This window comes from Mesorhizobium sp. f-mel, assembly GCF_053850215.1.
Genome location: NZ_JBSPTO010000020.1, coordinates 24681 through 49928, shown reverse-complemented (window position 1 = coordinate 49928; position 25248 = coordinate 24681). Strand labels below are relative to the sequence as shown.

General features: G+C 62.6%; 22 protein-coding genes. 9 read left to right on the top strand and 13 right to left on the bottom strand.

The annotated features are described in order from the left end of the window. Positions 1-23 precede the first annotated feature (23 nt). The gene (locus ACWUKX_RS21935; RefSeq protein WP_456008927.1) at positions 24-407 is read left to right on the top strand and encodes a GtrA family protein; all 384 of its coding nucleotides are present in this window, start codon (positions 24-26) and stop codon (positions 405-407) included. On the opposite strand, the gene ACWUKX_RS21930 is transcribed toward ACWUKX_RS21935, so the two are convergent. From ACWUKX_RS21930 to ACWUKX_RS21900, 7 genes are all read right to left on the bottom strand, one after another. Continuing rightward, entirely contained in the window at positions 404-1036 is a 633-nt protein-coding gene (locus tag ACWUKX_RS21930) for a hypothetical protein (RefSeq protein WP_029354110.1), read from the bottom strand. The two genes, ACWUKX_RS21935 and ACWUKX_RS21930, sit on opposite strands and share 4 nt — an antisense overlap. Then, entirely contained in the window at positions 1023-2141 is a 1119-nt protein-coding gene (locus ACWUKX_RS21925) for a hypothetical protein (RefSeq protein WP_456008926.1), read from the bottom strand. The genes ACWUKX_RS21930 and ACWUKX_RS21925 overlap by 14 nt, the downstream gene beginning before the upstream one ends. Positions 2142-2297: 156 nt before the next feature. Continuing rightward, complete coding sequence (locus tag ACWUKX_RS21920) at positions 2298-4307, bottom strand: glycoside hydrolase family 127 protein (RefSeq protein WP_456008925.1); 2010 nt, start codon at positions 4305-4307, stop codon at positions 2298-2300. Between the two features lie 27 nt (positions 4308-4334). Then, entirely contained in the window at positions 4335-5192 is an 858-nt protein-coding gene (locus tag ACWUKX_RS21915) for a carbohydrate ABC transporter permease (protein ID WP_065009682.1), read from the bottom strand. Continuing rightward, on the bottom strand, positions 5192-6118 hold the full coding sequence (locus tag ACWUKX_RS21910) for a carbohydrate ABC transporter permease (protein WP_095521830.1): 927 nt from the start codon (positions 6116-6118) through the stop codon (positions 5192-5194). Before ACWUKX_RS21910 ends, ACWUKX_RS21915 begins: the two co-directional genes overlap by 1 nt. 174 nt (positions 6119-6292) lie before the next feature. Next, positions 6293-7546 (bottom strand): ABC transporter substrate-binding protein, encoded by a 1254-nt coding sequence (locus tag ACWUKX_RS21905; protein ID WP_456008924.1) that lies wholly within the window; start codon positions 7544-7546, stop codon positions 6293-6295. A 130-nt stretch (positions 7547-7676) separates the two neighbouring features. Next, on the bottom strand, positions 7677-8729 hold the full coding sequence (locus tag ACWUKX_RS21900) for a LacI family DNA-binding transcriptional regulator (RefSeq protein WP_456008923.1): 1053 nt from the start codon (positions 8727-8729) through the stop codon (positions 7677-7679). A 467-nt stretch (positions 8730-9196) separates the two neighbouring features. Here ACWUKX_RS21900 and ACWUKX_RS21895 point away from each other — a divergent pair, with 467 nt between their 5' ends. Further along, a complete protein-coding gene (locus tag ACWUKX_RS21895; protein ID WP_456008922.1) occupies positions 9197-10927 on the top strand; it encodes an adenylate/guanylate cyclase domain-containing protein in 1731 nt (576 codons plus the stop codon). A gap of 156 nt (positions 10928-11083) precedes the next feature. On the opposite strand, the gene ACWUKX_RS21890 is transcribed toward ACWUKX_RS21895, so the two are convergent. After that, entirely contained in the window at positions 11084-11989 is a 906-nt protein-coding gene (locus ACWUKX_RS21890) for an HNH endonuclease (protein ID WP_456008921.1), read from the bottom strand. Between the two features lie 192 nt (positions 11990-12181). Between ACWUKX_RS21890 and ACWUKX_RS21885 the strand changes: the two genes are divergently transcribed. Both ACWUKX_RS21885 and ACWUKX_RS21880 read left to right on the top strand, forming a co-directional pair. Continuing rightward, positions 12182-12724 (top strand): dihydrofolate reductase family protein, encoded by a 543-nt coding sequence (locus ACWUKX_RS21885; protein ID WP_456008920.1) that lies wholly within the window; start codon positions 12182-12184, stop codon positions 12722-12724. A 139-nt stretch (positions 12725-12863) separates the two neighbouring features. Then, positions 12864-13883 carry a PQQ-dependent sugar dehydrogenase gene (locus ACWUKX_RS21880; protein ID WP_456008919.1) on the top strand — a complete coding sequence of 340 codons (1020 nt, stop codon included), beginning with the start codon at positions 12864-12866 and terminating at the stop codon, positions 13881-13883. Positions 13884-14232: 349 nt separating this feature from the next. On the opposite strand, the gene ACWUKX_RS21875 is transcribed toward ACWUKX_RS21880, so the two are convergent. Next, entirely contained in the window at positions 14233-15141 is a 909-nt protein-coding gene (locus ACWUKX_RS21875) for a LysR family transcriptional regulator (protein ID WP_456008918.1), read from the bottom strand. 166 nt (positions 15142-15307) lie between these two features. Between ACWUKX_RS21875 and ACWUKX_RS21870 the strand changes: the two genes are divergently transcribed. Beyond that, positions 15308-16204, top strand: a complete 897-nt coding sequence (locus tag ACWUKX_RS21870) for an MBL fold metallo-hydrolase (protein ID WP_456008917.1) — start codon at positions 15308-15310, stop codon at positions 16202-16204. 176 nt (positions 16205-16380) lie between these two features. Here ACWUKX_RS21870 and ACWUKX_RS21865 read toward each other — a convergent pair whose 3' ends face one another. Continuing rightward, positions 16381-17277, bottom strand: coding sequence for a phosphosulfolactate synthase (locus tag ACWUKX_RS21865; protein WP_456008916.1), 897 nt, complete (start codon positions 17275-17277; stop codon positions 16381-16383). 56 nt (positions 17278-17333) lie between these two features. Here ACWUKX_RS21865 and ACWUKX_RS21860 point away from each other — a divergent pair, with 56 nt between their 5' ends. Beyond that, entirely contained in the window at positions 17334-18479 is a 1146-nt protein-coding gene (locus ACWUKX_RS21860; RefSeq protein WP_456008915.1) for a CapA family protein, read from the top strand. Positions 18480-18498: 19 nt separating this feature from the next. Here ACWUKX_RS21860 and ACWUKX_RS21855 read toward each other — a convergent pair whose 3' ends face one another. Together ACWUKX_RS21855 and ACWUKX_RS21850 are read right to left on the bottom strand one after the other, a co-directional pair. Further along, complete coding sequence (locus tag ACWUKX_RS21855) at positions 18499-18906, bottom strand: c-type cytochrome (RefSeq protein ID WP_456008913.1); 408 nt, start codon at positions 18904-18906, stop codon at positions 18499-18501. A gap of 105 nt (positions 18907-19011) precedes the next feature. Further along, entirely contained in the window at positions 19012-19371 is a 360-nt protein-coding gene (locus ACWUKX_RS21850; protein WP_456008912.1) for a hypothetical protein, read from the bottom strand. Between the two features lie 353 nt (positions 19372-19724). Between ACWUKX_RS21850 and ACWUKX_RS21845 the strand changes: the two genes are divergently transcribed. Next, on the top strand, positions 19725-20876 hold the full coding sequence (locus ACWUKX_RS21845) for a helix-turn-helix transcriptional regulator (protein ID WP_456008911.1): 1152 nt from the start codon (positions 19725-19727) through the stop codon (positions 20874-20876). 10 nt (positions 20877-20886) lie between these two features. Here the strand turns inward: ACWUKX_RS21845 and ACWUKX_RS21840 are convergent, their stop codons facing one another. Beyond that, the gene (locus ACWUKX_RS21840; RefSeq protein ID WP_456008910.1) at positions 20887-21588 is read right to left on the bottom strand and encodes a response regulator transcription factor; all 702 of its coding nucleotides are present in this window, start codon (positions 21586-21588) and stop codon (positions 20887-20889) included. Positions 21589-21870: 282 nt separating this feature from the next. Here ACWUKX_RS21840 and ACWUKX_RS21835 point away from each other — a divergent pair, with 282 nt between their 5' ends. Then, positions 21871-24534, top strand: a complete 2664-nt coding sequence (locus ACWUKX_RS21835; protein WP_456008909.1) for a hybrid sensor histidine kinase/response regulator — start codon at positions 21871-21873, stop codon at positions 24532-24534. Further along, positions 24531-25244 carry a response regulator gene (locus ACWUKX_RS21830; protein ID WP_456008908.1) on the top strand — a complete coding sequence of 238 codons (714 nt, stop codon included), beginning with the start codon at positions 24531-24533 and terminating at the stop codon, positions 25242-25244. The genes ACWUKX_RS21835 and ACWUKX_RS21830 overlap by 4 nt, the downstream gene beginning before the upstream one ends. Positions 25245-25248 lie beyond the last annotated feature (4 nt).

Here is a 25248-nt window from a genome sequence, read left to right as displayed (position 1 = left end):
TGAAGCTGCTGGCGCGCTTCGGGTTGGTCGGCATCGCCGCGACAATCCTGTATGCTGCCTTGGCTATCGGTTTGGTCAAATCGGAATGGATCGGCTTCTCGCCCGTCCAAGCATCGCTTGCAGCTTACGCCGCGGCTGCCGTGTTCTCGTATCTCGCCCATAAGTCAGTAACGTTCATGTCGAGCGGATCGCACCGATCGGAAGCTGCGCGTTTTCTCCTGCTGACGGCGACAGGCTTCGCCGTGGCTTACACGGCGCCGGCGCTTTTGACCGCGAAACTCGGCCTGCCGCCCATCATTGCCATTCTGGTTACATGCCTGCTTATTCCAGCGGTCAATCTGCTCATGCTGGACCGATGGGTTTTTGCGCAGCGTAGACCCGGCCAGCAAGGCGACCGCTCTACCTAATCCACCTCAATGGCATCCAGCCGGAACGACACCAGCTTGATGGAGCGCTTATAGATGTTGCTGGCGGCCGGAGTTGGCGGAATGCCGTCGAGATAATCGAAGGCAATTTCGAGTGTATCGGCCTTGCCGAGCGCCGCCGACGGAATGACGAACGAGACCGTTCGGGGTTCTTTGCCAGACAGCGTCACCGCATGCGCCCGAACACCGTTCACCGAGATCACAACCCTCTGTGTGATCTGTGGAGGACGAATGACGGCGGCCATCTGCAGTGTGGCTGTCAGCCCGTTGCGCAACGGCGGTATCTTCACGCGGAGCCGCGAGGTTTCGCCCAGGGAATGGGTGCCGTCGGCGACGGGTCCCGACCAGCCGCAGACCTTTATGCCAGCTGCCTGCTTGGCGCCGTCATTCCGGAACGATATCGTCTGGCCAAGTGTGTAGCTGCCAACGGCATCGCGGTTGAGGCAGGTCGTCGTCCGATCGATGTAATATGCGCGATAATCGGCATTGACGTTCGGATTGAGAGCAAGCGCTAGGATGACGATCTCGGACCCGGCCAGAACCGCCGCGAGCACGTAGCCGCCGAGCGAGGCGGCGCGTCTGTAAGGCCCCAGAGTGTCAGACCAAGGCAAGGTAGCCTCCGATCCACGCCACCGTCGTGAAATAACAGGCGCCGAGGAAGAGAACCAAAGCTGCGAGCCAAATGAGCCTCGACGCCGACAACAGGACGGCGAGCAACATTGTCAGAGGCGCAAGCCCAATGACGTATCTGACCATCGAGGCCAGGTTGGTGATCAGCGGCAGGATGATGCAGAGCGCGCAGAAGAGTGCCGCGCCATATTGCCTGCGAGCCGCCAGAACGGCTGACAGCGCCAATCCGGTGATCGCGGCCAGCGCGCTCCATTGCGGCGCCGTGGGCAGCCATCCGATGGTCGGAACAGCTGAGAGCCCGTCCCATAGAAAGACCAGCGGATTGCCGGCCACGCGTCCGAAGGCGCGCTGGATGTGCAAGAATGCAAAGCCGTCTCCGACGGTGAGGTACAGGAACAGGATGTAAGCGAACAAACCGGCAGGCGAGATGAAGACAGCGACCAGCAGATCCGGCCGGCCAAGCACCCAGCGCGGGAAAGACAGCGTCGACCCGCCCTGCTCGCGGTGCTCCCTGAACATTTGAATCACGGTCGCAAATACGACGAAGACCCCGACTAGCCTGGTCGCCGACAGCAGCGCGGATGAAACACCCGCGGCGAGATAGCTGGACCGCTTGAGCGCCAGAAAAACGCACGAGGTCAGGAGCACGAAAAGAGGTTCGCTCAGGAAGGTCGTGAAGTGAAAGGAGAACGGGCCGCTCAGCAGAAAAGCGCAATACAGCACATAGGCCCGCATGTTCTTCTCGAGCAGCGGCCATGCCACCAGACAGGCGGCGTAGCTGCAGACAATGGAGGTGATGGTGGCGACCAGTATCGTCTGGAAAGGGAAGATAACCCGAATCGTCGCCACCAGCATCGGGTAGAGCGGGAAGAAGCCCCAGCGACCGACATTGCTGTGGTCAGGAATGGGAAAGCGCTCGTAACTTTGTTCGCTGATGTCAATATACCAGGCGCAATCCCAGCGGCAGAGAGCGCGGGCATAAGCCGCGAAACCTGGTTCCTCCGACACAGAAACAAATGCTGCATAGCGAATGGCCAGTCCGCTGATCACGAACAGCAACGGCACCGCTGCGACGGTCAGGACCATGGCGCGAGCGCCAGCGCTCGCACGCGCGACATCTTCGAGCGCCAACTCTGCCTCCACCCATTCGAGTGGCTGGCGCCACTCTCCCCTCTAAACCTAGCGCCGCCGGGGCAAATTCAAGACATCCCTTTCGTCGGCGGCATCATCTTCGTCCCCGGATCACGAGTCTCTCAGCCAGACGAGCATCTCGCCGGGATCGCGGTTGTCCCACGCAAAATAGGGAACGGCGGTGACTTTCGTCTCCTCCACCGCCGGTGGTTCGGTGCGGTAGAGCCCGTCTTTCCAGTTTTCAAAGGCCTCTTTCTCGGCAACTGCCGAGAGCGTTACGACGCCGCCCAACAGGTTCGGCTCCTCACGCGCCTCGATGTTTGCCGTCCGTGGCAAGGCGATGCGGTGCAGCTGGCCGGCATTGTCGGTCTCCTCGACGCAATAGATCAGCGGACCGCGGGCAAGCGCGACGCGGCCGATATCCTGCCGGACCTCCGGATTGGCGTAGAGCCGGTCGACGGCCATTTCGAGGTCGAGCTCGACCTGGTCACCCTTGCGCCACTCGCGCCGGATCGCGGCATAGCCGTCGTTGGTTACGCTACCCAGATCGACTGCCTCCCCGTTCACCTTGAGCGCCGCCTTGCGGCACCAGGCTGGCAGGCGCAGGTGCAAGGTAAACTCGGTCGGCGCCTCGGGCTCGATCGTGATCGAAACTGCCCCGTCCCACGGATAATTGCTGGCCTGGGTCAGCTCTATTTGCGTCCCCGCGATATCGAAACGAGCCGTGCTGTTTCCATAGAGATGGACGGCGAGTGCATCGTCCGACAGACTGTAGAAATAGCTGCCGATCGAAGCCACCATGCGCCCGATATTGGGCGGACAGCACGGGCAGCGATGCCATTTCCAGCGGTTGTGCTCCCCCCGGCTTTCCAGCGGATTTTCATAGAAGAACAGCGAGCCGTCGAGCGACAGGCCCGAGATCGAGCCGTTGTAGAGAGCTCGCTCCATCATGTCGGCGTAGCGGGCATTCGGACCCATGCCGAGCATGCGGCTTGCCCAGAACACCAATCCGACCGAAGCGCAGGTCTCGGCATAGGCGGTGTCATTGGGCAGGTCGTAGTCGGCGGTAAAACCCTCATTGTGCGACGACGGTCCAATGCCACCGGTGACGTAGAGGTTCTTGGTCGTGAGATCGTCCCACAGCCGGTCGAGCGCCACCCGCAGCGTGTCGTCGCCATATTCGGTGGCGATATCGGCCATGCCCGAATAGAGATACATCGCCCTGACCGCGTGGCCGACGACCTTGTCCTGATCGCGCACCGGCTTGTGCGACTGGCTGTATTCGTAGGTCTTGAAATGATACGCTCTGGGGTCCACGCTGCGGGCACGCGCCTCCTCGTCGAAATAATGCGGCTGCTGCCCGCGCTGGTCGATGAAGTATTTTGCGAGGTCCATGTATTTCTGCTGGCCTGTGATCCGCGCGAGCTTAACCAGCGCCAGCTCGATCTCCTCGTGGCCGCAATAACCCTTCTTCTTGCCGGGCTCGGGACCGAACGTCTCGGCGATATGGTCGACATAGCGGCACATGATGTCGAGCAGCTTGCGCTTTCCCGTCGCCTGGTAATACGCGACCGCACCTTCGATCAGGTGGCCGGCGCAATAAAGCTCGTGGCAATCGCGCAGGTTGGTCCAGCGCAAGCCGGGCTGGATGCGCTGGTACCAGCTCGACAGATAACCGTCGGGCTGCTGCAGCTTGCCGTACATGTCGATGACGGCGTCGATCTTCTGCTCCAGCTCGTCATTGCGGCGGCGATAGAGCGAGTAGGCCGCGGTCTCGATGGTCTTGCCCCAATCGCTGTCCCAGAACATCTGGGTCGTCACCGTAGATCCCGTGAACTCGTTGCCGGCGGTGGCTGCCTCGTCCGGCGAGGGTGAGTGGAACGGAATGACGACGCCCGGCGATGGCCGGTCCGGGTCGATCTGCTCCAGCATGCGCGCCTCGACGCAGCGGTCATAGAGGATATCGGCGGTCCTGGTCGCGACGGCATCGACACGGTCGCCCCAGAAGCCGCGCACATCGACCTGCGGCACGGGCAGCGGACGGAAGGCGAGTCTTGGCTTGCCCAACTTGCCGGTTTGGCCCGGCGTAGTGCCCTGACTGACGGATTGCGATGCGGTCATCAATTTACTCCGGTTCGATTCGATTGGTCACTTCACGGCCCCTGCCATGAGGCCGCGGATGTAGAAGCGCTGTAGCAACAGGAAGAGCACCAGGCATGGCACCATCATCACGGTGACGCCGGCCTGCACCGCGCCCCAGTCGATGGCGCCGAAGCGGCCGGACTGCAGCGCAGTCATCATGATCGGCAGCGTGAATTTGGACTGGTCCGTCATCAGCACCAGCGCCGCCAGGAATTCGTTCCAGGCGCCGAGGAATGCGAACAGCGCGATGGTGACGATGCCCGGCCAGACCAGCGGCAGCATCACCCTCAGCAGCATGGTGACATTGTTGGCGCCGTCCATGCGGGCGGCTTCCTCGATCTCGCGCGGCACCGCGTCGAAGGCGTTGCGCATCATGAAGATCGAGAACGGCAGCTGCAGCGTGACATAGACGCAGACCAGCCCGGTCAGCGTATTGTGCAGGCCGATCTTGGTCAGCACCAGGAAGATCGGCGTCAGGATCGACTGGAACGGGATCATGATCGTCGACAGGATAACGACGAAGAGCAGGTTCTTCAGCGGAAAGCGGAAGCGCGAGAAACCGTAGCCGGCCAGCACGCTGACGATCACCGACAGCACCACCGTCATGACAGAGACATAGATGCTGTTTTGCGCCGGCAGCCAGAGGCCATCGCCGAAAGTGTTGAGCGTGGCGTAATTCTCGACCGAAAAACCCGTCGTCGGCCAGGGCGGCAGCGGCGGCTGACGCGACTCCTGCGCCGGCTTGAACGCCGAAAGCACGGTCCAGACGATCGGCGCCAGGAACAGCAATGAGGCGATGATGCCCGTCGAGTGCTCGGCGATCTGCATGCCGATGCGGGTTCTGCGGCTCCTTGCCTGCGCCATCAGTCAACGCCCTCCGGTTGGCGCAGCAGCCGCAGCTGGATCAGGCTGAGCGCGACCAGGATGATCAGCAGGATCATCGACAATGCGGCGCCGTAGCCGAGCTTGAACGACACGAATGACTGGTTGAAAATCCAGTAGACGGCAGTCAGCGTCTGGTTGCGCGGCCCGCCGCGCAGGATGATGTAGAACTGGTCGAAGGCGAGCACCGAGCCGGCAACCGACAGGATCAGCGCCAGCGCCAGGGTGCGGCGCATCAACGGCAGAGTGATGGCGCGAAACCGCGCCAGCGGCCCTGCCCCGTCGATCATCGCCGCCTCCTGCAGATCCGGCGGGATGGATTGCAGGCCGGTCATCAGGATGATCATGGTGAAGCCCGCCACCTTCCAGACGACCATGGCGATAATCGACCAGAAGGCCGGCTGGAACGTCGCCAGCAGATTGACCTTCTTCTCGGTCAGGCCGAGTTCGAAGGCGGCCGGGCTGAACAGGCCGGAATCGACATTGAGAAGCCAAGACCAGAGCAGGCTGGCCGAGGCGAAGCCGATGACCGCCGGCATGAAGAAGGACGTCCGGTAGAAGCCGGTCAGCGGCCGCGGCCTTTCGATGAAAAGCGCCAGCGGAAAGGCGACGGCGAAGATCGCGATCGTCACCACCACCGTGTAGTAGCCGGTGAATTTGAGTGCGTTCCAGAACCTAGTGTCGCGCAGGATCGCCCAGTAATTGTCGAGGCCAATGAACGAGTGCGCGCCCATCAGCGGCCAGTTGTGCAGCGACATCCACGCCGTCATGCAAAGCGGGATGATGAAGAAGACGACGACAAGGGCGACGGCCGGCGCGACATAGAGCAGGCCGATCCACTGCCGGCGGCCGGCGCCGACCAGTTTGCGGCGACGCGCTGGGGTGGAAATTGCTGCGATGGAGGTCATGCCTGTACTTCCGTTAGCGCTACGTCCCCCTCCCCCTTGAGGGGGGTGTCCGGCCGAAGGCCGGGGGTGGGGTCGCCTCCGACGCGCGCCGACGCAAAAAAACGTCGAGCACTGCCGAGACGACCCTACCCGGACCTGCGGTCCGACCTCCCCTCGAGGGGGAGGTAACGGCGCCTACTGTTGCGGCGCCGAGTCGATGATCGACTGCATGGTTTCCTGCGCATTGGCGATGGCGCCATCGACGTCTTCGCCGAAGAAGACCTCGTTGACCATCTGGTTCCACGGACCGTTGGCGGAGTTGATCAGGTCGTTGAACACCACCGAATAGGGCGTGCGGCCCTTGGCCATGGCCTCTGCGGCGACCTTGTAGCGCGGATCGAGATCTTTCAGCGCCTCATTGGCGATGTCGCCGCGCACGGGAAGGCTGCCATATTTCGCCAGTATGGTCTGGCCTTCGAGCGAATAGGCGAAATCGAGGAACTCCTTCACCACCGCGATCTTGGTGGTGCCCTTGGTGACGACGAAATTGTCGCCGCCGGCGAACGACGACCAGCCGCCATCCTTGCCAGGCAGGAAAGTGACGCCGTAGTCGATATCGGGATACTGGGTGTTCAGCGCGCCGATGGCGAAGGCGCCGGACGGCGAGATGCCGATATTGCCGGCGGCAAACGCAGCAAAGAAGTTGGAGCCGGTGTCGGTCTGCGCGCCTGCCGGCACCAGGTCCTTCTTGACCATCGAGCGGTAGAGGTCGATGGCGCCGCGCAGCTGCGGGCTGTCGAGCGTCGCCTTCGAGCCGTCCTCGGTGAGGATGTCGCCGCCCGAGGCCCAGATCAGTGGCGTGAAGGTGAAGATGTTGCAGCCGCCGCAATTGCCGGAGAAATAGAACCCCTTGGTGTCGCCGCCAAGCGCGTTGACCTTTTCGGCATAGGCTTCGATCTCGGCCCAGTTGGTCGGGCCTTTTTCAGGGTCGAGACCGGCCTGCTTGAACAGCTTCTTGTTCCAGATCAGCACCGAACTATCGGCGGAGAACGGCAGCCCGTAGATGCGGCCCTTGTAGGTGCCGGTCTTGACATGCGCCGGCGACAGGCTGGCGAAATAAGGCAGGGATTTCGCCCAGTCGGTGATGTCTTCCAACTGGCCGGCGGCAGCGAAGGACGGCGTGTAGATCAGGTCGAGCGACAGCGCATCGGGTGCTGTGCCGCCGGCGGCGGCCGCGCCGTATTTCGGGATGATCTCGGCATTGGGGATGATGTCCAGCTTGATCTGGTTCTCATGCCCCTTGTTGAAGGCGTCGACGATGCGCGGCATGAAGTTCGAGCCGTCGGCGCGAACCCAGATGTTGGCGGTCTCGGCGGCGGCCGGCGCGACTGCTGCCAGCGTGGAAAAAATGCTCGCGGCAAAGGCGAGCCCGGTAATGATGGTCCTCATGTTCTCCTCCTCATGGTTTTGTTTCCTGCAACCGCGCTCCCAAGCGGGTGACTATCGGCACGGCTGCCTTTAGTTTCATGCATGCCGTTATCCCAAAACCGCTATGCACTTTTGGGCGACATGCATTCGTTCAGCCGTCCGGCGGACGGCCGCATGACTGACGCACCACCAGCCGGCACGGCAGTTTTCGGATGCCCGGCTCGGCGGGTTCGCCGCCGACGAGCGAAAGCAAGGTGAGGCCGGCCTCGCGCCCGAGTGCCGCCAGGTTCATGTCGACGGAGGTCAGCGGCGGGCGGGTTGCCTCGGCCACGATCTGCCAGTTGTCGAAACCGATGACGCCGACATCGTCCGGCACGCCAAGCCCGCGCTCGCGCAGTGCGTCGATGACGCCGCGCGCGATCTGGTCGTTGCCGCAAAAGATGGCATCGGGCTTTTCGCCATTTCCCTTGAAGAGTCGGCCGTCGAAGAGCTTCTTCACCGCCTCGTGGCCCCAGGCCTCCGACCACGATCCGAGCAATGGTTCCATGACCGGCAAGCCTTTCTCGGTCAGCACGTCACGATAGGCCTGTGCCCGCGCGTGCACCACCGCAAAACTCGCCGGCCCGGTGACATGGGCGATGCGGCGCCGCCCGAGCCGGCAAAAGTGCTCGACCGCCAGGCGCGCGCCGCCGGCGTCGTCAGACACAAAGGCGATTGCGCCAGGATCGGGCTGGGTGAAAGCATAGATCGTGGGAACGCCGAGATTGGACAGGTCGACCGGCAGATGGCGGTCGATGCGCTTGCCGGTGGCGATGATGCCGTCGACGCGCTTGTCGAGCATGGCATCGACATGAAGCTGGCCGAGGCGCTTGTCGTCCTCGACGTTGCAGAGAAACACCGAGACGCCCTTGTCGACCAGCGCATCCGAAATGCCCGACATGACCGGCAGCGAGAAGCGGCCATAGGTATCGTTAGTGAGCAGCCCGACGGTGAAGGAGCGCCGCCGCAACAGGCTCTGCGCCAGGCTGTTCGGGCGAAAGCCGAGCCGCTGCGCCGTCTCGCGGATGCGCTCGCGCGTCTCGGCCGTCATCCGCCCCTGCCCGTTCAGCGCCTTTGAGGCCGTGGCGACGCTGACGCCGGCAAGGGCGGCTACCTCTCGGAGCGTGACGGGCTTGGTGAAGACTGGCTGGGCGTCGGAAGCCATGATGTGCGCGGCGAATCCCTTGGTTGGAAAAAGGTTTTCTCTTATCGTCCTGCGAGACGCTGATTGGTGAGGTCAGCGGGTTAGGCGCGCTTTGGGAAAAGGTTTTCTCAGAGGGAGATTAGGGGAAGGTATAGGCGATGGCAAGTGGGATAGATTTGGTTTTGGGCGTGTTTCAGATTTCTTTGCCAGGTGCTGTGATCAACGACCGCCCTGCGCCCATTTGCAGACGTCAGCAAGTGCAGCCACTATGGTCCAACTCGTGTTCATATCGGACGTTTCCGGTCTCACGCCGCGCGGATCCCTCCCGCCATTGATGCGATCGAGTTCGCAGCCACCTGGCGAAAGGCGGAAGGTTCTGATCCGCCCTTGCTTGCTGCTGCGGTAGGAAGACTTCTTGATTTAGCCGCAAGCCCAAATTGCTGGATTTGGCAGCCCAGGAGGGATAGGCTTGGTTTTTGGTACAAGCGATGGAACAGAGACTGGCCGCAATTCTGGCTGCCGATATGGCGGGCTACAGTCGGCTAATGGAGGCCGACGAATCCGGCACGCTCGCACGCCTTCGGACCCATCGCATAGAACTGGTCGATCCGGCCATCGCGAAGAACAAGGGCCGGATCATCAAGACCACCGGAGACGGCATGCTCGTTGAGTTCCAGAGCGTGACCGATGCCGTGAAATGCGCCGTGGAAATCCAACAGCGCATGAAACGGCGCAATTCGGATGTGCCGCAAGAACGGCGTATCGAATTCAGGATCGGCATAAATCTCGGCGACATCATTTTCGAAGATGAGGACATTTTCGGCGACGGCGTCAATATTGCCTCGCGCATCGAGCAACTCGCCGACGTCGGCGGTATCTGCGTGACAGCAGCGGTGGCGACCCAAATTGCCGACCGTCTCGAAATTGCCATGGAGGACCTGGGCGAGAAGACGTTAAAGAACATCAGCCGCCCGGTTCGCCTCTATCGCATTGGGTTTGACAGTTCTGTCCTGCCGGAAGTCGAGGCAAAGCGATCCATTTCGAAACCTTCGATAGTGGTGCTGCCATTCAACAACATGAGCGGCGACCCCGAGCAGGAATTTTTCGCGGACGGACTGACCGAGGACATCATCACCGAATTGTCCCGCCACCATGAGCTGTTCGTCATTTCGCGCAATTCCAGCTTCGTCTACAAGAACCGCGCCGTGAATGTGCGCGAAGTGGCCGAGAAACTCGACGTCCAATACCTGGTGGAGGGAAGCGTCCGCAAGATCGGCAACAGGGTGCGCGTGACAGTTCAGCTCATCGACACGGCGAATGACGCTCATATCTGGGCAGACAAGTATGACCGGAAGCTGGACGACATATTCGCGATTCAGGATGAGGTGACCTCGGCGATCGCAGCCACGCTGCCCGGTCGTGTCGAGGCGGCTCAGCGGGACCAGCTCGCGCGGGCGAAACCTGCAAACATGGCCGCCTATGAATGTGTGCTTGCTGCCAAGGTGCTGCATCACCGAAGCACGATTGCGGATAATGAACGCGCGCAAACCTTGATAGGCAGGGCCGTCGCGCTCGACCCCGATTATGCTCACGCCCATTCCTGGCGGGCCTGCATCCTTGGCCAGGCCTGGGTCCATAACTGGTGCGAAGACAGGGATGGCGTCTGGAACGACATCATGGCAGCGCTGGACAGGGCGCTGGCGCTGGACGACAACGATGCCGATGTCCACCGCATCCTCGCCGCAGTGAACGTGAACAACAATGAGCTGACCACAGCGCGCTACCATCAAGAGCGCGCCCTCGCCCTCAATCCCAATTACGACCTCGTGGTGGTGCAGCAAGGCGAGTTATTGACGTGGCTGGGGAGGCCGGAAGAGGGAATCGAATGGATTCGCAAGGCAATGCAGTTGAACCCGCACCACCCGGAGAGGTTCTGGAGCCATCTGGGAAAGGCGCATTTCGCCGCGCGCCAGTATGGCGAGGCGATCGAAGCTTTCATGCATCTGTCAACCATGGACTCGGTTCAGCACGCTTTCGCCGCTGCCTGCTACGGCTGGCTCGGCGACGAAATCGCGGCCGCGGCGCATCTAGCCAAGATCAGAACGCTCGATCCGCAATTCGACCTCGATTCATTTATCGCCACCCTGCACTTCGCCCAGGAGTCTGATGTGCAGCACGTCCGCGAAGGGCTGCTGAAAGCCGGTATTGCCGACCTGTAGCCAGCCCGCAACTACGAACCAGATCCAATCGGGGACAGGCAAAAAAGACCGGGCCCCACCCGATGCGGACCTTGTGGCATGACCGAACGACGGGCGGCTTAGGGTCAAAGCGGCCGTTTCACTCACCTACCAACACGCTGCCACGCCGGCGGTGCTTCACTGCTTGAAGCAGTGGTCGCGGTGCCATTGCAAAAACCGAGGATGCGGGCGTTCAAACTGTCGGCCCGGCGGAAGTGCGCGGCGATTCTTGTTGATGAATGCCTGAACGCTGTCGAGGTCGTTGACCTGTCGCGAGATCAGGATTTCCAAATCGTCGGATAGGCTGATCAACCCGCGATCGAACATCCAATGCGCCGTGCCTGACAGTGCGATCCCATTGTTGATGACATCAGGCCCGTTCGCTTCGACCGGTCGAATTTGGGCGGCAGAAACCTCTGCTCGGCCGCCGCCATTTATCAACTTCAGTCCCGTGATCGCGCACCGCTCATCATAGGCGCGCAAGACGATGCGACGGAAAATGCGGTCCCGCACAATTCGCGATCCGATGTAGTTTACGCGATCACGGCTCTGCTCGAATTCGAATGGCGCCTGCTCATCGTGGAAGCCGGTGCCGGCCTCATCAACGCGCGGCAGCAACAACTCATTCGTGTCCTGGCCCAGATCGATAATGCGGTTGAAATCGGCTGGACTGATTGGGCGGACGGCCGATTGGGCACGACCGGAAATCCGTCCTTGGTCGTTGAGCAAGCCTCGCTCAACAAGACCATCGGTTCCGTTAAATGAAACTGGGTTGAAAAATTCGAGGTAGCTTCCAGGCTCAATCAGAGCGAGGTACATTTCGGGCGTCACGGGATCGGGAATAACTTCCTGGACTTTGGCCATGGCGAAATATCCACGCGTCTCGCTTACCTTGCTGGGCTCGTAGTAAATGATCCAGTCGCCGACGCATGCCTCGACACGACGCAGATACTGGCTGGGAAATTGATATTGCTCTTCGGGGCGGTCGTTGTATCTCGAATCTGATCGATGAATGAAGACCCGAATCCCATGATCTTCCTGCAATGCGTTCTTTGGGAATATCTGCCTCAGATGTAACACCAATCCGATCTTGGGAACTTAGTCCAGGTCGGAGAAGCTTTTCCCCATGGTATCGGTCCTTTGATAGGGAAAGGCCGTTCAAAGCGACCGCGCTATTTTCACGGAGCGTGTCGTAGAAGCCCCGCGCCGTCCGTCCTCCGCCAAAAGGAGAGCGCCATGCGAAAACTTATCGTCACCGAATTCATCAGCGTCGATGGCATCGCCGAGGTCGAGAAGCTGCCCGGCGTGGCCTGGAACGATGAAATGCAAAGGTTCAAGGAAGACGAGCTTGCCGACAGCGGCGCCATGCTTCTGGGGCGCACGACCTATGAGATTTTTGCCGGCTCTTGGCCCAAGGAAACTGGAGACTTCGCCGAGCGGTTCAACGCGCTGCCGAAATATGTCGCCTCGACCAGCCTGAAGGCGCTCGACTGGAAACCGGCCGAGCTGCTGAAGGGCGAACTGCCGGATGCAGTCAGAGACCTGAAGCAAAGCCGCGGCGGCAACATCTATGTGCACGGCAGCCTCAGCGTGGGACAGGAATTGCTGCGCCACGGTCTGGTCGACCGCGTCAGGCTACTCAGCTATCCCGGCGCCGGCGGCCAGGGCAAGAAGCTGTTCCCGCCCGGCGAGCCAGTGCCGCTCGAGCTCATTTCGGCCACGCCATTCAGCAACGGCGTGGTTGCGCTTGAGTATGCGCCGGTAATAGCGAGGTCGTAATACGCTTTACCGCTCCTCGCCCCTCCCCGTTTCACCCCATCTGCTGCTCAGCCGCAACGAGGCCTGGGCTCCGGCTTGAAACGAGAACAAGCCGCCCCAATTCCCTCCAGCAAAGTCAGCTTGTATTCGGAGGGCGCCGATGGACGTTTTTTCCCCTAAGGCCGGGTTCCTTTCCGCTAGAATTGGGCTTCTCGCTCTCATCTCGGTCGCGGCGGCCGCCTCTGGCGTGGCTCTCGCCCCCGGACCCGCGCGGGCTGAGGTTCTCGCCCGCGTTCCCGCCGCGCGCGAAATGGCGGTCTGCGGCAACGTACTGTTCGTCGGAACCAAACGTTCTTCGGTCTACGCGGTGCCGGTGTCCGGCGGCCGCGCCCGGCGGGTCGCCTCCGGATTCTCCGCTCCGAATGGAGTCGCATGCTCACGCGGTCGTTTGTTCGTAGCTTCGAGCGACCGCGTGACCGCGTTCGACATCGGGCCGGGGGGCGCTCTGAGCGGCAGGCGCGACATTCGCCGAGGGCTGCCGAATTCGGGAGCCCACAGTCTTCGCTATATTGCCGTCGGCCCCGATTCCCGGCTCTATGTCTCGTTCGGATCGCCTTGCAACATTTGTTTGCCGCGTGGACTGCAAAGCACGATCGTCAGCATGAACCAGGACGGGTCCGATCTTCGACGCGTCGCCTGGGGCGTTCGCAATTCGGTCGGCTTCGACTGGCGCGGCGGCACCATGTTCTTCACTGACAACGGCGCCGACCGAATGGGCGACGATATCCCGCCGGATGAGCTGAACGCGCTTCGGCCGGGCGGCTTTTATGGCTTTCCCTACTTCGGAGGCCGAATTCGGCTTAAAGGGTTCCGGGACGCACGGCCGCCCGCGCAGCAGATTCCGCCCGTCTTCGAATTTCAAGCGCATGTCGCAACCCTCGGAATCCATTTCTTCCGCAGCCTCGGCGGCGACGCTCTAGTCGCCGAGCACGGCAGTTGGAACAGGTCAGTTCCAGTCGGACGTCAGGTCGTGCGCGTGCGCTTCAAGGGCGGCCGGCCCGTCTCGGCGACGACTTTCCTCAGAGGCGTCGGTCGGCCCGTGGATGTCAAGGAAGCGCCGGACGGTTCCGTGCTCGTATCCGACGACGCCGGAGGCGCGATTCACATCTTCAGGCGATGACGTTTCCTTTCAGGCGAAGCGCCTAGGGTTGGCGGATTGGTTTGGCGGTTGAGCGCTTCGAAGTGGTTGGCGGGACAGCGCCCCCCTCTGGCCTGCCGGCCATCTCCCCCACTTGGGGGGAGATCGGCTGTTCGGGTCTTGGCGCTCATCCTGCAACACTGGTGATCGGCGAAGGCGCGGATGACGGCCAATCTCCCCCCTTGAGGGGTTGATGCCGGGCAGGGTAGAGGGGGGTCGGTTCGACCGGGCCCGGCCTCCTCTCTTGCGACAGTGGAGGTTGGCGCATTACGCTAGACGACCCCCTCTGGCCTGCCGGCCATCTCCCCCTCAAGGGGGGAGATCGGCAGCTTCAGCCTCCTCGCCCCTGCCCGACGGGCCCCATCTCCTGCTCGGCCGCGACCAGCATCTCGACAAACCTCGTCACCTTGGGCGGCCGAAAACGCGCGGCGGGGTAGACTGTGTAGATGCCTCCGGAGGGCAGCCGCCACTCGGGCAGGATGTGGACGAGCCGCCCTGCGGCCAGTTCATTCCGCACCAAAAAATCCGGCAGCACCGACAGGCCGGCGCCGGCGCGGACGGCCGCCAGCACTGCCGGCGTCGCCTCGATTGCGATCGTTGCCTGCATGGGCACGGTTTGCACGGCGTCGCCGCGCGAAAATTGCCATAGCAGCGGTTCGCGCAGCGCCATGTTGGCGACGAAGGGCAGCCCGGCCAAGTCTTGCGGTTCGCCGGCCTTAAAGCTCCCTGCGAACTCGGCGCCGCACACCATGAATTGCCCAAATGTGCCGATCCGCCGCGCCTGCAGGCTGGAATCGGCCAGCCAGCCGACGCGGATCGCCACGTCCATCCCACCGGACGCCAGGTCGATGGTCTCGTCGCCCAGCGTCAGTTCCACCCGACAGGCGGGATGGCGCGCGCTGAAGGCGGCGACCACCGGCACCACCGCCGACGTGCCGTAGTCGTTGGGCGCCGCGATCCTGAGCGTGCCGGTCGGCTCGGCGGCCGCCTGCGCGAGCTCGTCGAAGGCATCCTCGGCCTGCTGCAGGACGTTTAGGCAGCGGGCATGGAATGTCCGGCCGGCCTCGGTCGGATGGACGCGCCGCGTCGTGCGGATCAGCAGCGTCGTTCCGACATCGCGCTCCAGTCGCGCCACCTGCTGGCTGACGACCGCCTTGGTGATGCCCAGCCGCTCGGCAGCTCGGGTGAAGGAGCCGGCGTCGACCACCGCGGCGAAATAGGCCAGCCGGTTCAGGTTCATGCGTGGTTCATGGCAGGGGCGATCCTATTGTCAGGCAATGGCATACATTACGTCTATTTTGTTGGCCTTCAATACGCATTCCGGCTTTGCCATCTTCCGGACATCGAGGCTGCGTGGGGGAGATGCGCCCGCCTCGCCCGAATTCCGCATCTCCCAGGAGACATCCATGTTCACACGGAGAGCCATCATGAAAACCACCCTCGCCGCCGGCGCCGCCGCCGTCTTCGCTCCCGCCGGGCTTGGCCATGCCGCCGCAGGGCTTTCCTGGAAGCATTTTCCGGCCGGCGAAAACGGCTTCTTTCGCGCCCCCGTGCTGATCACCGGCGCCTCCGAGGCGCTGCTGATCGACGGCGGTTTCACCTATTCCGACGGCCGCGCCGTGGCCGAGGCGATCAAGGCGACCGGCAAGACGCTCACCACCATCTATGTCAGCCAGTCCGACCCGGACTATTATTTCGGCCTCAAGGCCATCAAGGAGGTTTTTCCGCAGGCACGGGTGATAGCCGCTGCCGAGACGGTGGCCGCCATCAATGGCAGCGTCGACAAGAAAATCGCCGTCTGGGGGCCGCAGCTCAAGGAGAACGGCCCGCAGGCGCTCGCCGATGTCGTCATCCCCGAAGTCTTCGACGGCAAGGCGCTCACCGTCGATAGCGAGACCATCGAGATCGTCGACGCGGAAGGCCTTGCCAACCGGCGCTATCTCTCGGTGCCGTCGCTGAATGCGGTGTTCGGCGGGGTGATGATTTTTGCGGGCGTGCATGTCTGGACCGCCGACACGTCGAGCAAGGAACAGCGCGCCGCCTGGCTCGCCAATCTCGAAAAGATTGTTGCCGCCAACCCTGAAATCGTCGTGCCTGGCCACATGACGCCGCAGGCCGCCACCGACCTTTCGGGCGTCGAGCACACCAAATCCTATCTCATCGCGTTCGAGGAAGAGCTGGCCAAGGCCAAGGACGCGGCCGCGCTCAAGGGCGCCATGGAGGCCCGCTTCCCCGGCCTCGGCATGGGCGTTGCGCTCGACATCGGCTCCAAGGTCGCCACCGGCGAGATGAAGTGGGGCTGAGGGCACGACCTGGGTTCCCCGCCCCCACCGAAAGGTGGGGGAGAGGTGGCCGCGAAGCGGCCGGAGAGAGGGCTTTCGTAAGGCGCAGTCCCCTCTCCGTCTCGGCTTCGCCGAGCCACCTCTCCCCACTTTCGTGGGGCGAGGAACCCAAGCTGGAACGAGGCCGCTCAGCCCTCTCACCCAATATTCTGAATCCGCCCCCAGGTGCTCATGGTTCCCCAGATGCCGGAGCGTAGCGCTTCGAGCTGCACGATCTGGCTGTGGTCGACGAACAGATTGATCTCGTTGCCGTAATTTTTGATGTACCATTCGAAGACCGCCGGGTCAGCGGCCTCGAACATCACCTTCTCCAGGCCGAGCTCGTTGATGATGCGGGCCACCATTTCGGTACGCCAGGACGTCACGTTTTCGGTGATCCCTTCACTCTCGATCATGATGATATCGGCGCCGGCATCGAGGGCACGCCGGGCCTGTGCGACCAGCCAGCCGACATCCCTGGTGCCTTCGGCTTCGAGCTCATTGGCCGACGTGTCACCACCGGCCCCGAACTGGATTCCGAGCTCCGGCTTGGCCTTGAGCCCGGCCTGTTTTACGGTTTCGACCAGCCGCAGCAGCGCCTCCGTGGGCAGGCTGATGAAGCCGGTGGAGATTTCGATCACGTCGAACCCGAGCGACTTGGCTTCTTCGATGTAGCGATCGACGGCGTCCGGGCCGAAGCGGAGGACATTTTCGATCCAGCCGCCTGTCGAAACATAGGCGTCGTGATCATGCGCCAGCTTGTTGATCGATTTCACCGCTTCGGGCGGCATCAGGGCGAATGATCCGCCGGCAAATTTGATGCCGTCGATCCAGTTGCCCATGATTTCCAGGAGGTCGGCCAAATGGCGCGGCCCATAGGCGCTGTAATAGGGCCCGCGAATCTCGGTCAGGCCGGTCTTGCGCGGCTTGGGAGAGCGTCCGGCGCGCGGGATGAAGGAGAAGGCTGTGTCTTCATTTCTGGCCTCGGCTATCGGTTCTCCTGCGTTAACTCGGTTCTCCTGCGTTAACGACTGGGCGCGCGATCCGATCCGCACAAATTGGGCTGGAACCCTTGGCGTCACTGGTTGTTGGCGGGGGAAGGAGGTTTGGGATGCCGCAGATCGCGAACAATGCCGCCGCAGGACCTGAAAGGCCCGGCCGAAGCAGCGCAAAGCTGTTCCTGTGCGGCGACGTCATGCTCGGGCGCGGGATCGACCAGATCCTCGCCAATCCGGGCGATCCGCATCTGCACGAGCGCTATGTCAGATCGGCGACGACCTATGTCGAGCTTGCCGAACGCATCAATGGCCCGATCCCGAGAAAGGTCGACGACACGTATGTCTGGGGCGATGCGCTCGCCGAACTGGACCGTGAAGCTCCCGACGCGCGGATCATCAACCTCGAAACCAGCATTACCACCAGCCTGGCTTTGGTGCCCAAGGGGATCAATTACAAAATGAACCCCGCAAACATCGGCTGCCTGGCGGCGGCGCGGGTAAGCTGCTGCGTGCTCGCCAATAACCATGTGCTCGACTGGGATGAGCCTGGCCTCGTCGAAACCCTCGATACGCTCCGGCATGCCGGCCTCGCCTATGCCGGGGCCGGCCTTGACGCGGATGAAGCGGCGGCGCCTGCCGTCATTGAACTGACCGGCGGCGGCCGCGTGCTCGTGTTCGGCTTCGCGCTCGAGACGAGCGGCGTTCCAGCTTCATGGGCAGCCGGAGCCTACAAGCCCGGGGTCAACCTGCTGGCGGATGTCTCGGCCCGCTCGCTCGCGCAGATCGCCCGATCCGTGGAGGCCATGAAGCAGCCTGGCGACCTCGCAGTGGCCTCGATCCACTGGGGCGGCAACTGGGGCTACGAAGTCCCCACGGAAGAACGGGCGCTTGCCCATGCTCTCATCGATGTTGCAGGTTTCGACGTCGTGCATGGGCACTCCTCCCACCATCCCAAGCCGATCGAAATCCATGACGGCCGGCTGATCCTTTTTGGATGCGGCGACTTCCTCACCGACTATGAGGGAATCACAGGCTACAAGACCTTTCGCGGTGAGCTTGCGCTGATGTACCTGCCGCGGCTCGCGATGCCTGAGGGCAGGCTTCTGTCGCTCGAGCTGGTGCCGTTCGAGCTCCGCAAATTCCGGCTAAACCGCGCCTCGCCCGAAGATGTCGCCTGGCTCGAGGCCGTGCTTGAGCGAGAGAGCTCGCCCTTCGGCACTCATGTGGCGCTCGATGACCGTCTCACTGTCCTTTGGTGAAGCTGGCAGCCTGCGATATCTAGGGTTCAAGCCGCTCAGGCCGGCCTCGGCCAAGCGCACCGTCGGCGCGGGCCTGCAGATAGGCGTAGATGTCGTCGACGTAAGGAGCGACGTTGGGGTCGTCGGCGAAGCCCTTCATCACTGAAGGGCCGCTGCGCACGCCGTCGCGAACGCTGCGCCGGAAGACCTCGATGCCGGGCAGCCGGTCGACAAGGGCCGAGGCGAAGGTCGAGCCCATGCCGTCGGGACCATGGCAGTGATTGCAGCTGCCATGGTAGCGACGGAAGCCATTATAAGTCCGCGCATCGACCTTGCCGCCGACAATTTCGTAGAACTTGCCTGAGGCCAGCTCGGCTTGCGAAGACGCGGCGGAGCCGGCGCCAACGGAAAAGATGACGACAGACGGGAGGACGAGCCACAGGGACATCGTCTGTCGCCCACGTTGCAGGCTCATACAGCGCCGTCGCAACGCGCATGCCCCCGGATCACTCGACCTTGGATCACTCGACCTTGGATCACTCGACGGCGGTCATCAGTCGACGGCGGGCTTCGGAGAAGAAACAACGATCCCGTCTATCGGTTGTGGGCTGACGACAAGCTTGCCGCCGACACGGGATATCTCGATGATCTGGTCCGACTCTCCCAGCTTGCCCGGCACGGAGACCGCGACTATCTGGTTCTCGGTCAGTGTCGCCACGAAACGCACGGGCAAGCCAGCCTCGCCCTGCGCGATTGTGGTGACCACCCGATAGCCGTCCTCCTGAGGCGTATAATAGACGACACCAAGGAAGCCGGCGAGATCGAGGCTTTCAGCCTTCATGGCTCCAAGCTCGTCGGCATGCGCGGGCATCGCCGCCATGCAAAGTGCTGCAAAAGCAATGTATCTGTACATAATGCTGCTCCATCCCGAATTGTCCGGGTCGAGCCCGGCTTAACGTTTCAGCAATAGGCGGTCGCGCGCCGTGATAGTCGGCGCACGCAGGCAGAATTCTTGATTAATCCCCCCGGCTGAATCACAGTGGCCAAGGCCCGCGAGCCAGGAACGCGCTGAACCCCACTGGTTGTCACAGTTAAGTGTGACCTTGTCTTGGGGGCGAGTATTTCACCGCCCGGCTGCTTGCGCATCCCCTGTTTGGGGGAGATAATCGGAATTTAAGCGATCGCTAAAATTTGGAGAGGCGAGAGCACCTGTGAGAGCGCGCTGCTTTCCGCGTCGGACGCGCTGTCGACATGCGGGGGCCGTCGATGGCTAAGGCATTGTCGCATCATGATCTGTCGAAGCTGATCGGCTCGATCTACGATTGCGCACTCGACCCGGGGCGATGGGAGCACGCGCTGGCTGGGATCAGGGATGCGCTCGATGCCCAGACTGCGGTGCTGCACCTTGACGACCTCGCCAACGACCGGCTGCTGATCTACAGGACCGTGGGAATAGAGCCATACTGGCTGGAGCAACAGGCAAAATATATCCCAGAGATCCACGCCCGGCTGCTCGAGGATCTCTCGACATGGCCTTCGCTCGATATGCCGCATGTGGTCTCACGCCATATCCCTCAAACCTACCTGGAGACCTCCCGATATTTTCAGGAGTACCTGAAGCCGCAAGGCCTGGTCGACGTTATGTCGTTCTTCCTGATCCACACCCCTACCCGTCTTGCCGGCTTCGCCGTTGCCCGACACAAGCGGCAAGGCATTATCACCGAGCGCGAAATCAAGCTTGGCAGACTGTTGCTGCCGCATGTGCGCCGTTCGGTGATAATCAGCAACATGCTGGACATCGGCACTGTCGAGCGCGCAGGAATGGCCGAGGCGCTCGATGCGCTCACATGCGCCGTGGTCCTCACCAATGAACGTGGCGCCGTCCTGCACGCCAACCGCTCGGCCAAGCACATGCTGCAGAGCGGCGGCCCAATCCAGGATGTCCGGGGCATTCTGCAAGCGAAGCTCCCGTCGGCTTCCAGGGAGCTTCACAGCGCCATCATGCTTGCGGCTCAGGATGAGGTCAGCATCGGCAAGACAGGGCTTGCCGTCCTCCTCACCGAATCCGGCCTGCCGCCCGTCTTCGCCCGCGTGCTCCCGATGGCCGGCGGCGACCTGCGCGCCGGCATGGAACCTGCGGCGGTAGCCGCGGTGTTCATCGGCAATGCACCGGACGAGCATGACGCCGCCGGAATGCTGGCGAGAGCCTTTGGGCTTACGCTGGCCGAAACCCGTGTGCTCGCCAGCCTTGTGGCCGGGCACACCCTGGCCGAGACCGCCGCCAGCCTTCATATTGCCAACGCGACCGCCAAGACGCATCTCGACAATATTTTCCAGAAGACCGGCGCCTCCCGTCAGGCCGACCTGATGCGCCTTGTCATGCAGATCGTTCCACCCGCGGGGCAGCCTGGTCCCTGATCACACTCATTCACCGTCTTGGATACAGGTATCCCACACCGCGGATCGTCTTGATCAGTTCCGGCTTGGCCGCGTCCTTTTCGAGCCGGCGGCGCAGCCGGGTGATGCGGCTGTCGATGCTGCGGTCGAACGGCTCGTCGCCCCTGGGCGGCGCCAGATCGAGCAATTCGTCGCGACCAATGACCTGGCCGGCCCGGGTGGCGAAGGCCGCCACCAGATCGAGCTCCATCGGCGTCAGCGGAATGGCCACGCCGTCGGCGTCGACGAGGTTTCTCGCGCGGGCCTCGAACACATAGGTTCCGAAGGCGAAATGCCCGGCCGGCAAAGCGTCGGCATTGTCCGATCCCTTCGGCCTGCGCCGGCGCAGCACCGCCGCGATCCGGGCTTCCAGCTCGACCGGTGCAAAGGGCTTTGCCAGATAGTCGTCGGCACCGATCTCGAGGCCCGCCACCTTGTCGAACACCGAATCGGCACCGGTCAGCATCAGGATGCCGGTGTCGTGATGCTCGCGCAGCCAGCGGGCCAGGCTAAAGCCGTTCTCGCCTGGCATGTTGAGGTCGAGAACGACGAGATCGGCCTTCGACGCCGCGATCGCCTCGCGCAATTCGGCACCACCGGATGCCGTGCGAATGCGGTAGCCTTTTGCCTGCAAATAGTCGGCGATCATGAACGCCACGTCGGTCTCGTCGTCCACGATAATGATGTCGGCCATGCGTCCCCCCGCGGCGAGCGACGGCGCAAACCTACAGGGCGCATTCACCCCGGGTCAATCGCAAGGGCAACCCATCTGCTGGCGATTTCGGGCGGGTTCGACACAATTGAAACAATAGAAGCCGGGAAATCGGTCGTACGGCATCATCGTGAAACATCCCCACGGTTATGTTCAACGACGTCGGGCAGAAGGCCGGCTTGACAGGCCGTGGGCCGTTCAGTCCACTGGCCGCACGGGAACAGCAACCGTCGTGACGGCGCATCCGTCTGTGGAGACCTCGCCGTGCCGACCTCCTCGAAGCTGTCCAGGCATTACGCGTTGTTGATGGCAGCCTGCGTTCTGCCGCTGCTCGTGCTTGTCGTCGGCATCGGCGTCTACCAGTCCTACGCCCAGCAACAGTCGTTTATTCCTTATGCGGTCATTTTGATCGGGTCGCTTGTCTGCGTATATACTTTGAACAGAGTGCTTCTGAGGGAGATCGTCGATCCTGCGATCTCGCTCGTCGACCATGTGCGCTCCGGCGCCGTCGGCGAGCCCACCGACAACCGCGGGGCCGCCCTCAAAAGCTCGGCGCTCTGGCAGCCCTGGATCGACATGGCCTCAAGCATCTTCGCCGAAAACCGCGCTGCCTTGCGCGAATTGGCCGACAGCGAACAGCCCTACCGCAATGTAGTCGAGGCACAGACGGAATATATCATCCGGGTCGCGCCGGATGGGCGCATGAGCTTTGCCAATGACGCCTATTGCCGCCTTGTCGGCAAGACACGCGAAGAGTTGCTGAGCCCGGACTGGCACTATTTCAACTCGTTTTCCGCCGATTTCGGCAGCTTCGACGAAATCATCGGTCGAGTGACCCCGGAACGGCCCGTCTGCGAAGTGGAAGAGACAGGCGCCCTGTACGATGGGCGCGAAATCAACGTGCATTGGACCGATCGCGGCATCTTCGACGACAGCGGCAAGCTCATCGAAATACAGTCGATCGGACGCGATGTTGCCGAGCAGAAACTCGCCCGTCAGGCACTCGAGGCCAGCGAGCAGCGCTACCGCAGCGTCGTCGAGCTGCAGACAGAATTCGTCGTCCGGATGTCGCCGGAGGGTCATTTGAGCTTCGTCAACGACGCCTACTGCCGGGCGTGCCGAATGACCCGCGAACAGCTTCTCGACCCGTCCTGGTGCGAACTCGATGTGCTGCCGCCCGACGAACGGCGCAGGTTCCTGGACCATCTTGCCCGCCTCACTCCGCAAGCGCCGGATGCCAGCGTGGAACTTGTCAATGCTATGCCCGATGGCGCACGCCGATGGCTCGCCTGGAACGATCATGGCATTTTCGACAGCGACGGGCGCCTTGTCGAAGTGCAGTCCGTCGGCCGCGATATCTCCGACCGCGTCCTGGCCGAGCAAGCCAGACTGGAAGCCGAGAAGCTGTTGGCCGAAAGAGAGGCGCAGTTTCGCGCCGTGGCCGAAGGCGTGCCGCTGCCGATCATCATCTCGGCAATCGAAGGGCCCGAAATCCTGTTCGTCAACGAACCGGCGCGCAAGACGCTCGGCATCGAAGTCGGCCAGATCGGAGCCGAAGCGACGGCGACCTGGGAAGATCTCTCGCGGCGAGACGATCTCCTGCGGCTGTTGCTGAGAGACGGCATCGTCGACGCATTCGAGGCCGGCATGACCAATATGCAAGGCTCAAGAATCGATACGCTGGTTTCGGCGCGCCTGATCACGCAGGCCGGTCGTTCGGCCATGCTTGCCGCCGTTACCGACATCACGCGACAGCGCGAAGCCGAGGCGGAGATCGCACGCCAGCGCGAGACGCTGTACCAGTCGGAAAAACTCTCCGCTCTCGGTTCGCTGCTCGCAGGCGTGGCGCACGAGCTCAACAATCCACTTTCCGTGGTCATCGGCTACAGTTCGATGCTGAAGGAATTTTCGACGGACGAGGCGACCGTGGGGCGCGCCGACAAGATCCACGCGGCGGCCGAGCGGTGCTCGCGGATTGTCCGCACCTTTCTGGCGATGGCCCGCAAGAAGCCGCCGACCAGAGGCGCTGTCGACGTCAATGAAGTCGTCCTCGCTTCGCTGGAACTGGCCGCCTACAGCCTGCGCTCGGCCGGGATCGAGATCCGCACCGAACTGGCGGAACCGCTTCCCAATATCTGGGGCGACAGGGACCAGCTTCATCAGGTGGTCACCAACCTGGTGGTCAACGCGCAGCAGGCTTTGCTGCAGGTTCCGCACCCGCGGCAGCTGACCATTGTCACCACCGGGGAAGACGATGTCGTCGAGGTCGTTGTCGCCGACAATGGTCCAGGCATGCCGGAGACGGTCCGCGCGCGTGCTTTTGAGCCTTTTTACACGACCAAATTGGCCGGCGAAGGCACCGGGGTCGGGCTATCGGTCTGCCAGGGCATCGTGACGGCGCACGACGGCAGCATAAAGCTGGATTCGACGCAGGGCGGCGGTGCACGGTTCACGGTCCGGCTTCCGAGCGGTCGAGCCGAGACGGTTGCTCCGCCCGAAGCTGCAGGCAGGATACCGCCTGCGCCCTCGGCCGCACGAATTCTGGTGGTCGACGATGATTCCGACATCGCCTCGATGATCGCCGAGATGCTGCGCCGCGACGGCCACGACGTCACCATCGCCGACGACGCGAATGCCGCCCTCAAGGCTGTGCGTGAGGATGGAATCGACCTTTTGATCAGCGACATACGCATGCCTGGCCTCGACGGCCCCGGCCTCTACCGCGCGCTGGAACAATTGCGTCCGGGACTCGCCAGCCGGCTGCTGTTCGTGACCGGCGACACGCTGGCACCCGAGATCGATCGCTTCATCGGCGAGACCGGCGCGCCGGTCATCGAGAAGCCGCTCGATCCGCAGACCTTTCGCAGGCTCGTGATGGAACGCTTAAGGGCGATGGAGACCGGCGCAATGGAAGAGGCCGAAACGTGACAAAACAGAAATTGCTCATCGTCGATGACGAAGCGCCGTTGCGCGAGATGCTGTCGGACTACCTGCTCATGCACGGCTTCGATGTCCGATCCGTTGCGGATGGAGCGGGAATGCACACCGAACTCGACCGCTTTGGCCCCAACCTGGTCATTCTCGACGTCAATCTTGTCGGCGAAAGCGGCTACGATCTTGCCCGCGAAATTGCCAAGCAGAGCCGCGCCGGCATCCTGATGCTGACCGCCGTCGGTGACCTGCCGCATCGGCTGGAAGGTCTTGCCGCCGGCGCCGACGACTATATGGCCAAGCCGTTCGAGCCACGCGAACTTCTGGCGCGTGTCAGGAGCGTCATCCGGCGCCTGGGCGAGGAAGAGCGGATGCCGGAAAACCGCATCCGTTTCGGCGGCTGCATCCTCGATATGGACGGCCGCACCATGGTGGATCCGGACGGCGTCGACGTGCAGTTGACTTCCATGGAATTCGACCTGCTATGCGTCTTCGCGCGCCATCCCCGGCAGATATTGTCGCGCGACCAGCTGTGCAGGCTGGCCCACAACCGCGACCTCGAGCCGGGCGACCGGAGCATCGACATCCGCATTACCCGACTGCGCAAGAAGTTCGAGACCGAACCCGACGCTCCGGTGGTCCTGGTGACGGTTCGCGGCGAAGGCTATGTCTACGAGCCCGTTCAAGCTGAGGCGCGGCGCCGCTAGATAC